We start from the raw sequence: 14919 nt of genomic DNA, 5'->3' as shown, positions 1-14919 counted from the left end.
CAAGTGAGGATTAACCATTAGCGGCACTTAAAAAGTCTTGGGCAAAACGTTGCAACACACCGCCCGCCTCGTAAATAGACAGCTCCTCACGGGTGTCAAGGCGGCAACGCACCGGCACTGCCAGGGTTTCGCCCTGTTGGCGGTGAACATTTAATTGCAGTACTGCACCAGGGATTGGCTCACCATCGACATCATAGGTTTCACTGCCATCAAGCTGTAAGGTGAGCCTGGTGGTACCGGGCATAAACTCCAGCGGCAACACCCCCATACCAATCAGGTTAGTGCGATGGATACGTTCAAAACCCTCAGCAACAATAACCTCAACCCCGGCCAGGCGAACACCTTTGGCCGCCCAGTCCCGGCTTGAGCCCTGGCCATAGTCAGCACCGGCGATAATGCACAGCGGCTGCCGCCTCGCCATATAACATTCAATGGCTTCCCACATCCGCATGACTTTGCCTTCCGGCTCTAGGCGGGTCAGCGAGCCTTGTTGCACCTTACCATCGACGATGGCCATTTCATTGATGAGTTTGGGGTTGGCAAAAGTGGCGCGTTGGGCGGTGAGGTGGTCGCCCCGGTGTGTGGCGTAAGAGTTAAAATCGGCTTCTTGCAACCCCATTTTCGCCAGGTACTGGCCGGCAGCGCTGCTGGCCATGATGGCATTGGACGGCGACAGGTGATCGGTGGTGATATTGTCGCCAAGCACTGCTAAGGGCCGCATGCCGGTTAGGGTACGGGGGCTGGCCAATGCGCCTTGCCAATAGGGTGGGCAGCGAATGTAGGTACTTTGTGGCCGCCAAGGGTACAGTGGCGTTACTGTTTTTGCGTAATCGACTTTCACGTCAAACATCGGCTGGTAAACAGCTTGATAGTGTTCTGGCTTTACACTGGCTTTGATGATGGCGTCGATTTCTGCGTCATCAGGCCAAAGGTCGCTAAGCCGTATCGCCTTGCCATCTACGGTGGTGCCAAGCACATCTTTTTCGATATCAAAGCGAATGGTACCGGCGATGGCATAAGCCACAACCAAAGGTGGCGACGCTAAAAAGGCTTGCTTGGCGTAGGGGTGAATACGGCCATCAAAGTTGCGGTTACCCGACAACACTGCCGTGGCATATAAATCGCGCTCAAGCAGTTCTTTTTCAATAGCCGGATCTAAGGCGCCACTCATGCCATTGCAGGTGGTACAGGCAAAGCCAACCACGCCAAAACCCAGCTGCTGCAAGTAAGTGAGTAAACCGGCTTCTTTTAAGTAGAGCTCGACCGTTTTAGAGCCGGGGGCCAGCGACGTTTTAACCCAGGGCTGGCGCGCCAACCCTGCCTTTACGGCGTTTCTTGCCAAGAGCCCGGCAGCAATCACATTGCGCGGGTTTGAGGTATTAGTGCAGCTGGTAATGGCGGCAATGATGACAGCGCCATCTGGCATTTTGCCAGGCCGTTGTTGCCAAGGGCCGGCAATGCCGCTTGCCGCCAGGTCAGCCACCGCTACCCTTTTATGCGGATTAGAGGGGCCTGCGATATTGCGTGTCACCGCGGCTAAATCAAACCGCAAGGTACGAGGGTACTGCGCCTTTTTAAGGTCGCTCGCCCAAAGGCCACTGGCTTTGGCGTAACACTCAACTAAGGCCACTTGCTGTTCTTCCCGGCCGGTGAGGCGCAGGTAATCAAGGGTTTGCTGGTCGATATAAAACAGCGCTGCCGTGGCACCGTATTCAGGCGTCATATTAGAAATAGTGGCTCTATCACCCACCGTAAGCTGCTCGGCGCCGGCACCGAAGAACTCCAAATAGGCACCGACCACCTTTTCGGCCCGTAAAAACTCGGTAATGGCCAGCACGATATCGGTGGCGCTAATGCCCGGTGCAGGTTTGCCGGTAAGCTCCACCCCCACCATGTCAGGCAAGCGCATCCAGGATGCTCGGCCCAGCATGACACTTTCTGCTTCCAAACCCCCTACTCCAACCGCCAAAACCCCGAGGGCATCAACATGAGGGGTGTGGCTGTCGGTGCCAACCAAGGTATCAGCAAAGGCCACGCCATCTTTTACCTGCACCACCGGCGACATTTTTTCGAGATTGATCTGGTGCATGATGCCGTTACCCGGCGGAATTACCTCGACGTTTTCAAAGGCCTGGCGGGTCCAGTTAATAAAGTGGAAACGGTCTTCGTTGCGTCTGTCTTCAATGGCGCGATTTTTTTCAAAAGCGTCCTTTTCAAAACCGCCGTGCTCAACGGCCAAGGAGTGGTCAACTATCAGTTGGGTGGGTACCACCGGGTTAACCTTGGCAGGATCGCCACCTTGTTTGGCAATGGCTTCACGCAGCCCGGCTAAATCAACCAATGCGGTTTGACCCAAAATATCGTGGCAAACCACCCGCGCCGGAAACCAGGGAAAGTCGAGGTCGTTTTTTTGCTCAACAAACTGGCGAAGATAGTCATCGCGCTGCTCTGGATTGGCCCGGCGCACAACGTTTTCAACAAGCACTCTGGCCGTATAAGGCAAGGTTTCAAACCGGCCAGGGGCAATGGCTTCAACGGCCGCGCGGGCATCAAAATAATCAAGCTGGCTACCGGGCAAGCGCGTGCGATATTGACTGTTCATAGCGAGAACTCATGTTCATTGTTGAATGGCAAAATGGCCCCGAAGGGCCACTTGTTCAGGGCCGTTCGACCAAGGGAATAAAGGCTCTGGCGGCAGGACCTGTGTAGTCGGCCGAGGGGCGAATAATGCGGTTATTGGCCCGCTGCTCCATCACATGGGCGGCCCAGCCCGACACCCTTGAGCACACAAAGATGGGTGTAAAAAGCGCGGTGGGAATGCCCATAAAGTGGTAAGCACTAGCATGGAAAAAGTCAGCGTTTGGGAACAGTTTTTTCTGCTCCCACATAAAGCTTTCTACCGCTTCGGATACCCGGTAGAGGCAGTCATCACCATAAGCCTTCGCCAATTCTTTTGACCAATACTTAATAACCGCATTGCGCGGATCCCGGGTGCGATAAATGGCGTGGCCAAAGCCCATGACCTTTTCTTTGGCATCGAGCTTGGCTTTAAGCTTGGTTAGGGCTTCTTCTTCACTACGCCAGTTTTCAATCATCGCCATCGCCGCCTCGTTGGCGCCGCCATGTAAGGGACCACGCAGCGAGCCAATAGCGGCAGTGACACACGAATGCATGTCAGACAAGGTGGACGCGCAGACTCTGGCGGTAAAGGTAGAGGCGTTAAACTCGTGTTCTGCATACAAAATAAGCGACACGTTCATCACTTTTTCAAACAGTTTACTGGGCGCTTTGCCATGCAAAAGATGTAAAAAGTGGCCACCAATGGAGTCACTATTGGATTCGGTATCAATGCGCCGGCCGTTGTGAGCAAACTGGTACCAGTAGCAAATGATGCCAGGGAAAGCCGCCAACAGCCGGTCAGCCACATCCATTTGCTTGGCAAAGTCGGTTTCTTGTTCCAGATTACCTAGCACCGAGCAGCCACTGCGCAACACGTCCATGGGGTGGCTGTTGGCAGGCAACTTTTCCAATACCGCACACAAATCATCAGGGAGTTTGCGACGCTCTCTTAGCTTTTGCCGGTATTGGCTAAGCTCAGCCTCGTTAGGCAATTCGCCGCGTAGCAGCAAGAATGCAACCTCTTCAAAACTGGCTTTATCGGCCAGCTCCTCGATGTCATAGCCACGGTAATGTAGGCCATTGCCTTGGCTGCCAACGGTGCAGATACTGGTTTGCCCGGCAACCTGGCCACGAAGGCCAGCGCCAGTCAGTGTTTTTTCAACCATGATGGCGTCCTTATTTGTCTTTGGCGAAAAGGGCGTCGAGCTTTTGCTCGTATTGGTGATAGTTAAGGAAGTCGTAGAGTTCGTTGCGGGTTTGCATGCTGTCGAGCACCGCGTTTTGGTGGCCATCTCGCAAAATGGCTTCAAAGACTTTCATGGCCGCAGCGTTGGCGGCGCGAAAAGCGGACAGCGGGTAGAGGACCATATCCACACCGTGCTCGGCCAGCTGCTGCTTGTGGTAAAGCTCGGTTTGACCAAACTCGGTCATATTAGCCAGCACCGGCACACCGCAAGCGGCTTTAATGCGGTCATAGTGGCTTAAATCGGTCATAGCTTCGGCAAAAATCATGTCGGCGCCTGCCTCGGCATAAGCTGCAGCTCTTTCAATGGCACCTTCTAGCCCTTCAACAGCCAAGGCGTCGGTACGGGCCATCACCACAAAGCCGCTGTCTCGTCTGGCATCTACCGCCGCTTTAATGCGGTCTTGCATTTCCTGGATAGATACAATTTCTTTATTGGGCCGATGGCCGCAGCGCTTTTGCGCCACTTGGTCTTCCATGTGTACTGCCGCAACGCCGGCTTGTTCCATGGCTTTAATGGTGCGGGCAATATTAAAAGCGCCGCCCCAGCCCACATCGATGTCAACCAACAACGGCAGATCGACAGCGCCAGTGATGCGCTCGGCATCGGCAGCCACATCATTCATGGTGGTAATGGCTAAATCGGGCAGGCCAAAACTGGCGTTAGCCACACCGCCACCAGAAAGATAAAGGGCTTTAAAGCCAGCGGCCTTAGCCATAAGCGCCATATAGGCGTTAATGGTGCCGGCAATTTGCAGCGGTTGCGCGCTGGCAACCAAGTCACGAAATTGGCGTCCCTGAGACATAACAAACCTCGTTTGGGAATGAGTGTTTTTAGACTAAATCCACCTTTACGTTAACGTCAACATAAAATCCATTTGCTAAAGCGGGATCCCGAACCTTGCCGCCACCGGTACCGGCAGATAGCATAGAATGGTTTCTTTCCAGGCCGGGCCCATGAGCGAACCGCAACTGATTTGCCCTTTCTGCCAGCTGCATATGACAGGCTGTGTGGTTGATACCACCCACAACGCCTGGTGCCCGCGCTGCGGCGGCGTGATAGCCGAGGGGCGCCACTTTAAAACCCGTTCCATGGTTGGTTTGGCCATGGCGTTGGCAACCGGCACCTTGGGGGTATTGTTCCTCCCTTTGCTGAGTTTTAGCGTGTTTGGTATTCGCAGTGATGCCACCTTGCTTAAAGGCATAGTTGCCCTCGCCCAACAAGGCCAGTGGTTGCCATCCATCTTGGTGTTTTTAACGGCCCTGGCGATACCACTACTGATGTCGTTTTTGTTGCTGTTCGTGCTTTTTGCCCCTGATAGCTACATGTGCCGCCAAAGCCTTGTGGCGCTGAGGTATTTCAAAGAGTGGTGCATGCTCGACATCTTATTGGTGGGGCTTTGCGTGTCGATGGTCAAGCTGGGAGATTTTGGCGATTTACAACTCAAAGCGGGCATGTGGTGTTTGGTATTGGGGCAATTGGCGATGGCGGCATTGCTGCAAGGCATTCGCCCGGTGCTGCTTTGGCAACGCATTGCAGAGCAACCGGTAAGCCATAACGCCAAGGGGTTGCGCTGCTGTGTGCATTGCTATGCCATGAACGTGCCTTCAGCCCAGCATTGCTGGCGCTGTCATCGGCAACTGGAAAGCCGGCCAATACAAGGGCGGCGTTTTTGTTGGACCTTGCTGATAGCTTCGGCTGTGTTGTTGCTGCCAGCAAACTTACTGCCCATCAGTTACACCACCTCTTTTGGCTCTACCGAAGCCGATACCATTTTTTCCGGGGTACTGGCGTTAAGCAATTCAGGTAATGCCGGTATTGCACTGGTGGTTTTTGTGGCGTCGATTGTGGTGCCGGTCGGTAAAATTTTGCTGATGGGCACTATTCTCTTTTGGTCAAAAGGTTCGCAATTGTCGCCGAAAAGAGCACAAAAGCTGTTTAAGCTAGTGCATTTCATTGGCCGTTGGTCGATGCTGGATATCTTTGTGATCGCCATTATGGTTACCCTTGTTGACCAAGGTGTGCTGTCGCGTTTTCAAGTTGGCCCTGCGGCCACCCCCTTTGCGCTGGTCGTGGTGTTAACCATGTTGGTGACCATGCGCTTTGATACTCGTTGGTTATGGATACAAGATGAAAAAAACCGTCGTCAAAGTGATGGACCAGCCTGAGATCCGCAGGGTAAGACGGCTTTCGTTGGTGTGGGTGGTGCCCTTCTTGGCCATTGCTCTAGCCAGCTATTTGATTTACCAGCAGTTTGTTGAAAGGGGGTTACTGTTAACTCTGACATTTCCTGAAGCGAAAGGCTTGGTGCCAGGTAAAACGGAACTGCGCTACCAGGGCTTTAAAGTCGGGGTGGTCAGCCACCTGAGCTTTAACGCTAAATCGGGCGAATTTACTGCCCACATCAGCGCCATGCGCGATTTAGAACCGCTGCTTAAAGACCACACTCAATTTTGGCTGGTTAAACCCACCGCCAGTTTGTTGGGTGTTTCCGGTTTAGATACGTTGCTGTCAGGTAATTACATCGCCATGTTGCCCGGCACGGGTAAGCCAAAGCGCGATTTTGTGGCGCGGCGCACGCCACCACCGGAGCCGGTGCCAGAAGGCATGTTTATGGTTGAGCTGGCGCTGCACAACCTTGGCACCTTAACCGAAGGTTCTCCCATTTATTACCGCAAGGTGCCCATTGGCCAAGTGCACAGTTACCGGCTGGACAAAGGCGGCGATGCGGTCATATTGCAACTCACCTTTGATAAAAACTACGCCGACTTGGTCAAGCGAGACAGCCACTTTAAAGATGTCTCGGGCATTAAGGTTAAAGCCGACCTTTCCGGTATTAAGCTTGATGCTGGCGGTCTTGTTTCCATGCTCACCGGCGGTTTGCAAATGGACTCACCGGATGACTCGCCGCCGGCCAAATACGGGCAACGTTATGTGCTGGATAAAGAGCGGCGCTTCTCACATCAAGTTCACCTGACCTTAGCAACCCCCACTTTTTTACCCAAAGGCACTCCGATCATTGCCCGCCAGCATGTGATTGGCGAAGTCGTTGACAGTAATGACTCCGGCGTTTTGCTTGGTTTTAATGAAGAGCCGATTAACCCTTTTTATGCCTGGATTGCCCAGCGGTCACTAAAAAATCTTGATGCCACCACCCTACTGCACCCACGTTATATTCGTTTGCTGCAGGGCGTTGATGGCCGCCATCAATTGCATGAGCAGCCGCCACTGCCGGGCCCCCATGACAGCGAGCTTTTATTACGGTTAGTCAGCGCTAAAAAGCTCGCTGACGGCACCCCGATTCAGTACAAAGGCTTTACAGTAGGCGAAGTGATTTATTCTACGCTGCAAGGTGAGCAAGCTATCGCCGAAGTCAGTATTGAAGGGGATTACCGCCATTTTATTCATAAAAATAGCCAATTTCACTCGACTGAACCGTTACAGGTTGATGCCAGTTTTCAGCACCTGCAGCTTAAAACCGCGCCCCTTGAAACATGGTGGCAAGGCGCTATTGCCTTAACGCCGGGCACCGGCGCTGCTGCCCCTTATAACAGCCAATTTCAGCTGGACCCGCAGCAACAAGCGTTAATGCAAACCGTTACGCTCAGCGCGTCGCCGCCCCGCTCTCTGCCCGCGGATACGCCAATTCATCAGCATGGTTTTACGGTTGGCAAAGTGGTTAGCAGCACCTTGGCCAAAGGCGGGCAAAAGGCCGTTATCACCGTTGAGATACGCAAAGATTTAGCGGTATCGCCACTTAGCCGTTTTTATTGGAAGCCGCCACTGGATTTAAAAGCAGATCTTCGCGGCATACACATGAAAGTGGCCGATTTGGCCTCAGCCGTGGCCGGTAGTATCGAAATGGTGCAAGCAAACACCGCCGACGCTAAAAGCAGCCGCCTGCTTTTTAGTAACCGCCAAAGCGCTTTGGCGGTTGGCCCAGAGGTAACCTTAAAGGTGCCGCTCGATAGCGATGTACAGCCAGGCATAATGGTTAAATATTTTGGCAATCCCATTGGCAAGGTGGTGTCGCTTAAAGACAGCGGCCAGTATCGCTTGCTAACACTGCGTTTTGACGGCGAACTGGGCCAACGCTTTGCCCGCCAGGGCAGCGCCTTTAGCTTAGTTACCCCAGAGATCTCTATCGCTGGCATCAAACACCTTGATGCGGTGATCGCGCCCTACATTGCCGCAGTACCTGGCGATAAAGCCTCGCCGCTACAAGACCATTTCAGCCTGTCGCCAACACTTTATCCCCACCAAGAATTCACCCTGGCCGCCTCAAGAGGCTATGGCCTCAGTGTTGGTGCGCCGGTTTGGTATCGCGATTTGCCGGTAGGTGAAATTCTTAGCCTTAGCTTGATGCCGTCAGGTAAAGGGGTATATGTCAAAGTGGCTATCAACAACGAAGCTGCACATTGGGTATCCAGTAGCAGTCAGTTTTGGGTAAAAGCCGGATTTAACGCCAGTTTTGGCCTTTTCGACGGTTTAAAGCTGAAATCTGATACCTTGCAAAGCATTGCCCAAGGCGGCGTGCAATTTGCCACCAAAGGCGCAGGAAAAACCGTAACCGGCCCCCTACCCTTGTCCGACGTGGCGCCCAAAGATTGGCAGCATTGGGCACCAAGTGCTGTGCCTGCGGGCTGAGGCTTTGTTAAACTCTCGGGCCTGAATTTGGCCCGAGAAATAACGTGCACAACAAGGCTTACCTCCCCGACGCATTCCTTGCCGCCATGGACGCAATTATGCCGGCGTCTTTGTCACGCGACGATTTCAAAGCCGCATGCCAAACACCACTGCGCAAGGCTATTCGCGTCAATACCCTAAAAATCAGCGTTACAGACTTTGTTGAGCGCATGACAGCCAAAGGCTGGCACCTTCAAGCCATTCCGTGGTGCAGCGCCGGATTTTGGATAGAGCGGGAAGACGAAAGCGTGATGCTTGGCAATGAAACCGAGCATTTGCTGGGGCTTTTCTACGTGCAAGAGGCGTCATCGATGCTACCGCCACAGGCGCTCTGGCACCTGATGACAGACATGCCAACCACGGTTTTAGATATGGCCGCCGCACCCGGCTCCAAAACCACACAGCTTTCGGCGCTCATGGCAAACCATGGCGTACTGGTGGCCAATGAGTTGTCTTCTTCAAGGCTAAAATCGATGGCCGCTAACTTACAACGCCTGGGGGTTGCCAATGTTGCCCTTAGCCATTTTGATGGCCGGGTGTTTGGGGCGGCGCTTACCGACACCTTTGATGCCATTTTGTTGGACGCGCCCTGTGGCGGCGAAGGCACTATCCGCAAAGACCCTGATGCGTTAAAGAACTGGTCTTGGCAGCACATTGATGAAGTCAGTGCCTTGCAGCAAGAAATGCTGGTGTCGGCCTTTCAAGCACTGAAAGTCGGTGGGGTCTTGGTGTATTCCACCTGCACGCTGAATCAGCAAGAAAACCAAGACGTGCTGACCAGCTTGCTATCACGCTACCCCGATGCGGTTGAAACAATCTCCCTCAGCGGTCTTTTTGATGGTGCCGATAGAGCCCTTACCGAGCAGGGTTATCTACATATTTGGCCACAGATCTTTGACTCCGAAGGTTTTTTTGTCGCTGCAATTCGCAAAACCCAAGCGGTTTCGGCGCCAAGCCCTACCTTTAAGCTCGGCCAATTTCCCTACCAGAAAGCCAGTAAGCGCCAAGCAGCCGATTTGTGTAACTACCTAAAAAGGCAGTTTGGCTTTGATGAGCCACTTAATCTTTGGATGCGTGACGGCGGCTTCTGGCACTTCCCCGTTGCAGGCGAAGATCTCATTGGCCGTTTTCGGATGGACCGCATCGGTATTCGCATTGCCGAGCCAGCCGGTAAGGAATGGAAACTGCATCAAGACTTTATTCAGGCCTTTGGCAGGCACTGTCAGCCACTGGCGTTATCTTTAGAACAAGCAACCGAATACCTAAAAGGCCGGGATCTGTCTTTTGATACCTCGGCTACAGGCGAACAGTTGGTGGCCCTTGACGGTTATCCACTGGGTAGCGTGAAGGTGGTAAAGCAAAAACTGAAGAATCGTTTACCGAGGGAATTGGTTAAAGATCAAGTGGTTTTGAAATAGAACCCCAAAAGCAAGCTGAATAAACCAGGGGAAGATTAGGCAAAATACAACGACCTGTTCTAACCTAAAACACAGGTTTTGCACACTTTATGCACACCGTTCCCGTTGTTAATTAGCGCACGGCTCTCACCGAGAGCCATTCCCCTAAGCCCGAAACAAGGATCTCGTTTCGGGCTTCTTTTAACTGTCCCTTACTGAACAGCAAAAAGCCTTTAGCAAAGCCTGAGTAATTTCTTAGGATGTAAGCTCTCCATCGAGCAAAAGGATTGAAATATGGCTCAAGTAACAGTGGTTTATCATTCTGGTTATGGTCACACGCAGCGGGTTGCCGAAGCCGTTGCCGAAGGGGCTGGTGCCAAGCTGATTGCCATCAGTGCTGAGGGTGAGTTAAGCGATAGCGACTGGCAAACCCTTGATGACTCCGACGCTATTATTTTCGGTACCCCAACCTACATGGGCGGTCCTAGCTGGCAATTTAAAAAATTTGCCGATGCCACATCCAAGGCCTGGATGAAACAAAGCTGGAAAGACAAAATCTTTGGCGGCTTTACCAACAGTGCCAGCCTCAACGGCGATAAGCAGTCGACGCTCAATTATTTACAGGTGCTGGCCAGTCAACATGGCGGTATCTGGGTGAGTCTTGGCCTTTTACCCGCCAATACCCAAGCCTCTACGCGCGAAGACATCAACAATTTAGGTGGCTCTGTAGGGGTGTTGGTGCAATCCCCGGCAGATGCCGGCGCCGAGGTTATTCCCAGTGGCGACATTAAAACCGCAAGCCAATACGGCAAACGGGTTGCCGACATCACGGCCAAATTTGCTTGATAAAAAAGGCGCCATTGGCGCCTTTTTTATTTTATTGAAAGAGTGCCGCAGCTTTGGGGAAACAGCGATAAAAATTAGCCGTGGTGATTGCCGCGAGCTCTTCAACACTGATGCCTTTTAGCTCTGCCACAAACTCTGCCACCTCTCGCACATATTGCGGCTCGTTGGATTTACCGCGATGGGGTACCGGCGCCAAGTAAGGGCTGTCGGTTTCCACCAGTAATCTCTCCAAGGGCAGCGCTTTTACCGTTTCGCGCAGCGCTTCGGCATTACGGAAGGTCACGATACCGGAAATCGAAATATAAAAGCCCAGCTCAATGGCCTGCTCGGCCATATCTAAATCTTCGGTAAAGCAGTGCAATACCCCCGCCACTTCTTGCGCTTGTTCTTCTCGCAAAATGGCTAAGGTGTCTTCCTTGGCGGCGCGGGTGTGAATAATGAGCGGTAATTGGCGCTGACGAGCCACCTGAATATGATGGCGAAACGACGACTTTTGCACCTCTGCCGTTTCCGGCGCGTAGTGATAGTCCAAACCGGTTTCACCAATGGCAACGACTTTGGGATCCCCAGACAACGCATAGAGGTCGTTTAAGTCTTGCGCTTCCTTTTGGTCCAAAGGATGCACACCGCAACTGGCGGCAACAAAATCAAAATCGTTAATGGCCGCCATCATCTTTGGAAAGTTTTCCAAGGTAACGCAGACACATAAAAACTGCTCAACACCGCGCGCTTTAGCACGCTCAAGGGCGGCGGCTAAGGTGTCATCGCCCTCTAATTTCAGGCGTTCGAGGTGGCAATGGGAATCAACCAACAAGGTTTTCACTCCTTCCGTCTAACAACTGCCAGGCAATGTCCATCAGCAACCATTTGCCATTAAGGGCGGGCTGCTCAGACAACAACTTTCGCTGCCCCAACACCGCTTGCCAGAGCCGCGTTAGGGCCGAACCACTGAGTCGCTCCTGGCGATCAAGCCGCTCATGATACAGAGGCGCAAGGCCATTGGCCAAACGCGCCTGATCCAACAACCGGTGCGCCAGCTCATCCAAACAAAACAAAGCCTCTTTGTGCCAGCGGTCAGCAAAGGTTTCCGGGTACAAGCGGCGTGTTTCCAATGCCACCAGGTCAGTTTGCAGTTTGCCCACTTTCTCAAGATAACCTGCGGCTAATGCTTGGCTAACGGCTAACGGCGCACCATGAAAACGATTAAGCAGCGCAACCGAGGCTTTAATATCCTGCCCTTCAAGCCATGCCAGTGCTAAAGACTGCTCTGGCGCGGCAATATGCAGTTTTTGACAACGCGATAGAATCGTCGGCAATAGCTGCCCTGGCTGGCTGCTGGTTAGCAGCCAAAAGGTGTTATCGGGCGGCTCTTCTAGAGATTTCAGCAAGGCGTTAGCGGCGTTAATGTTTAGGGCATCGGCCTCATTCATTACCACCACTTTGGCGCCGCCCATTAATGCAGCGCCATACACAGGGCCAATCAGGGCCCGAATAGCATCCACGCGAATGGCGCCTTTTTCCGGGACAACGCGATGAAAATCAGGATGGGTGCCAGCGGCAAACAACTGGCAGCTGTGACACTGGCCACAGGCCACACCGTTCTTACACAACAAATGTTGCGCCAATACATCAGCCAACTGTCCTTTACCAACGCCGTTAGGTCCGGTGAGCAAATACGCATGCGCCAGTCGTCCATGGGCTTGCCATTTTGCAAAGCGGTCCAAATACGGGGTTAGCCAAGGCAGCATCAATGGCACTCCAAATGCTGCACTAAGGCGGCATCAATATCGGCGTGAACCTGGGCAAGAGACTGGCTGGCATCGATGATAACAATGCGGCTGTCGGTCTTGGCAATGGCCAAGTAGCAGTCGCGAGTGCGTTCAAAAAAGCTCAGTTGCTCAAGCTCAATACGGTCCAGCTCGCCGCGCGCACGGGCGCGCTCCAAACCAAGCTTTGGGTCAATATCCAGATAAAGCGTTAGCATCGGTGCAAAGTCGCCCAACACCGCGTGGCGAATATTGTCTATCAAGGCGCTGTCAATCTGGCGGCCACCACCTTGGTAAGCCCTGCTGGACAGGTCATGGCGGTCACCAACAACCCAAGCACCGCTTTTAAGGGCGGGTTTTATTACATTTTCAACCAGTTGCACCCGAGCCGCATACATCAACAACAATTCTGCTTGCGGTGTTAAAGGCTCGTCATGAATATTTTTAACCAGGTCCCGCATTTTCTCGGCGAGCGGCGTGCCGCCGGGCTCGCGAGTTTGCACCACCTGGCCGCCCCGGCTTTCAATAAAGGCCCTTACCCGGGCAACCGCTGTCGATTTCCCTGCCCCTTCCAGGCCTTCTATCACCACAAATCCAGGAGCTTTAAGGGTCATTTATGGCCTCTTTGATAACGGTTCACGGCGTTAATATGCTCGCGAAGCGTTTTGGAAAATACGTGGGTACCGTCGCCCTTAGCGACAAAATACAAATAATCTGCGCTATCGGGGTGCAAAACCGCATCGATAGAAGCCCGTGACGGCATCGCAATGGGTGTTGGCGGCAACCCTTTAATGACATAGGTATTGTACGGGGTTGGCGTCTTTAAGTCAGCGCGGGTAATGTTGCCGTCGTACTTGTCTCCCAGGCCATAAATCACCGTTGGGTCGGTTTGTAGCCGCATGCCCTTTTGCAAACGATTAATGAAGACCGAAGCGATAAGCGGCCGTTCTTTGGGCGCAGCGGTTTCCTTTTCCACAATTGAGGCCATGATCAGCGCCTGATAGCTGTCCTCAAACGGCAAGCCATCTTCCCGCTTGGGCCAGACGGTGGCCAAATAGGCGGTCATGGCGTCATGGGCCTGGGTAAGAATTGACAAGGCATCATCGCCGCAGCGGTACTGGTAGGTATCTGGCATCAACCAACCTTCGGGGTTATCGACCCCGAGCTTGGCGGCAAGCTGCTGTTTACTCAGTTTATCGGCACGCAGCTCTGGTAATGATTGCAGGTAGCTCAGCCACTGGCTGAATTTCTCGCCGTCGACCAAGGTTGCCAAAAATGTCTGTTCTTTACCGGCAGCAGCATTGGCCAGCAACTGCTGAGGGCGCATACCAGGTTCAACGGCGTAGCAACCGGCACGGATGTCGGCAAGCTCCGGGTGCAGCTTTACAAAGACTTTGTAAGGCCAACGGCTTTTAACCCAGCCCTTCTCTTGGAGTTCGCGTACCAGCCGATAAGCACTGGTACCGGCTTTGATATGAATGGTCTGCGCTTTACTTAATGGCAGGGGTGTCTCAAGGGTTTGGCGGTATTGCCATGTTACAAAGGCAATACCCGCAACCAGCGCAGCCATCAATGCCGCCAGGATCCAAAGCAGTGTTCTCATAAGTGCAAGTTACCGATCGTTAAGCGGGTCCGGGGAAAAGCGGAAAAGGTGCGCGCTTCGAGCTGTCGAACCGGCACAATGCCCATCAGGGCGTTGGTGATAAAAATCTCATCGGCGGCCAATAGTCGCGAAAAATCGGCGGTGACCTTATTGACTTCTGCCTTGTCGATAACCAAGGCGCGCAGCGTTCCAGCCACACCGCAGCGCTCAAGACGAGGGGTGAAAAGCTTATCGCCTTCAAACCAGAAAATATTGGCTGACACAGCGCTCACCAGTTGCCCCTGCTCGTCAAGCAAGACGCCTTCATCAGCTGATAACGCCTCAAGGCTTTGCGCCGCTAACACTTGCTCTAAACGATTACAATGTTTGAGCCCGGCTAATAATGGGCTTGAGCCCAATGTGACAGGCAGTAAGCTAAGCGCAATGCCTTGCTCTCGCCAAAGCGGATAATGGGCGGGTTCTTGGAAGTCGCTCAGCCAAACGGCGTTAGCCCCTGCTGCGGGCTTATAGCCGCGGCCACCGGCGGCGCGGGCTACCAGTATTTTTAAGCCCCCTTCCCCTAAGGCTTTCGCTTTGGCAAAGACCGCAGGCGCTAACGTCTGCCAGTCTATCGGTGCCATGGCTAAACGCGCACAGGCTTCATCGAGCCGCGCTTTATGGGCAGCCCAGTTAACAGCAGCGCCCTGAGTCACTTTAACGGTAGTAAAATGCCCATCACCGTACTGAAGCCGGCTTGGGTAAGGTGTCTGGCTCAGCAT

The 14919-nt window shown here is 53.2% G+C and carries 12 protein-coding genes; 4 read left to right on the top strand and 8 right to left on the bottom strand.

The window, feature by feature from the left end; translation table 11 throughout:
- Positions 1-10: 10 nt before the first annotated feature.
- From acnD to prpB, 3 genes are read right to left on the bottom strand one after another with little or no spacing between them, the layout of a single operon-like run.
- Positions 11-2602: a Fe/S-dependent 2-methylisocitrate dehydratase AcnD gene (acnD, locus tag DW350_RS09495; RefSeq protein ID WP_115718633.1), complete on the bottom strand. Its 2592-nt coding sequence runs from the start codon at positions 2600-2602 to the stop codon at positions 11-13.
- Positions 2603-2657: 55 nt separating this feature from the next.
- Positions 2658-3785 (bottom strand): bifunctional 2-methylcitrate synthase/citrate synthase, encoded by a 1128-nt coding sequence (gene prpC, locus DW350_RS09490; protein ID WP_115718632.1) that lies wholly within the window; start codon positions 3783-3785, stop codon positions 2658-2660.
- A 10-nt stretch (positions 3786-3795) separates the two neighbouring features.
- Positions 3796-4668 (bottom strand): methylisocitrate lyase, encoded by an 873-nt coding sequence (gene prpB, locus DW350_RS09485; protein ID WP_115718631.1) that lies wholly within the window; start codon positions 4666-4668, stop codon positions 3796-3798.
- Between the two features lie 151 nt (positions 4669-4819).
- Between prpB and DW350_RS09480 the strand changes: the two genes are divergently transcribed.
- From DW350_RS09480 to DW350_RS09465, 4 genes are all read left to right on the top strand, one after another.
- Positions 4820-6031 carry a paraquat-inducible protein A gene (locus DW350_RS09480; protein WP_192954868.1) on the top strand — a complete coding sequence of 404 codons (1212 nt, stop codon included), beginning with the start codon at positions 4820-4822 and terminating at the stop codon, positions 6029-6031.
- Entirely contained in the window at positions 5994-8510 is a 2517-nt protein-coding gene (locus DW350_RS09475; RefSeq protein ID WP_115718629.1) for an MlaD family protein, read from the top strand. Before DW350_RS09480 ends, DW350_RS09475 begins: the two co-directional genes overlap by 38 nt.
- A 98-nt stretch (positions 8511-8608) precedes the next feature.
- The gene (gene rsmF / locus DW350_RS09470; RefSeq protein ID WP_336406991.1) at positions 8609-9967 is read left to right on the top strand and encodes a 16S rRNA (cytosine(1407)-C(5))-methyltransferase RsmF; all 1359 of its coding nucleotides are present in this window, start codon (positions 8609-8611) and stop codon (positions 9965-9967) included.
- Positions 9968-10240: 273 nt separating this feature from the next.
- Positions 10241-10792, top strand: coding sequence for a flavodoxin family protein (locus DW350_RS09465; RefSeq protein ID WP_115718627.1), 552 nt, complete (start codon positions 10241-10243; stop codon positions 10790-10792).
- A gap of 31 nt (positions 10793-10823) precedes the next feature.
- Here DW350_RS09465 and DW350_RS09460 read toward each other — a convergent pair whose 3' ends face one another.
- Genes DW350_RS09460 through pabC form a run of 5 tightly spaced genes read right to left on the bottom strand, consistent with a single transcriptional unit; the run spans position 10824 to position 14919 of the window.
- On the bottom strand, positions 10824-11606 hold the full coding sequence (locus DW350_RS09460) for a TatD family hydrolase (protein WP_115718626.1): 783 nt from the start codon (positions 11604-11606) through the stop codon (positions 10824-10826).
- Positions 11596-12540, bottom strand: coding sequence for a DNA polymerase III subunit delta' (gene holB, locus DW350_RS09455; RefSeq protein ID WP_115718625.1), 945 nt, complete (start codon positions 12538-12540; stop codon positions 11596-11598). The genes DW350_RS09460 and holB overlap by 11 nt, the downstream gene beginning before the upstream one ends.
- A complete protein-coding gene (gene tmk, locus DW350_RS09450) occupies positions 12540-13172 on the bottom strand; it encodes a dTMP kinase (protein WP_115718624.1) in 633 nt (210 codons plus the stop codon). The genes holB and tmk overlap by 1 nt, the downstream gene beginning before the upstream one ends.
- Positions 13169-14161 carry an endolytic transglycosylase MltG gene (gene mltG, locus DW350_RS09445; RefSeq protein ID WP_115718623.1) on the bottom strand — a complete coding sequence of 331 codons (993 nt, stop codon included), beginning with the start codon at positions 14159-14161 and terminating at the stop codon, positions 13169-13171. The genes tmk and mltG overlap by 4 nt, the downstream gene beginning before the upstream one ends.
- Entirely contained in the window at positions 14158-14919 is a 762-nt protein-coding gene (gene pabC / locus DW350_RS09440; protein WP_115718622.1) for an aminodeoxychorismate lyase, read from the bottom strand. Before pabC ends, mltG begins: the two co-directional genes overlap by 4 nt.

Source organism: Gallaecimonas mangrovi (genome assembly GCF_003367375.1).
Classification (GTDB): Bacteria; Pseudomonadota; Gammaproteobacteria; order Enterobacterales; family Gallaecimonadaceae; genus Gallaecimonas; species Gallaecimonas mangrovi.
This window is presented reverse-complemented; position numbering and strand designations above follow the sequence as displayed.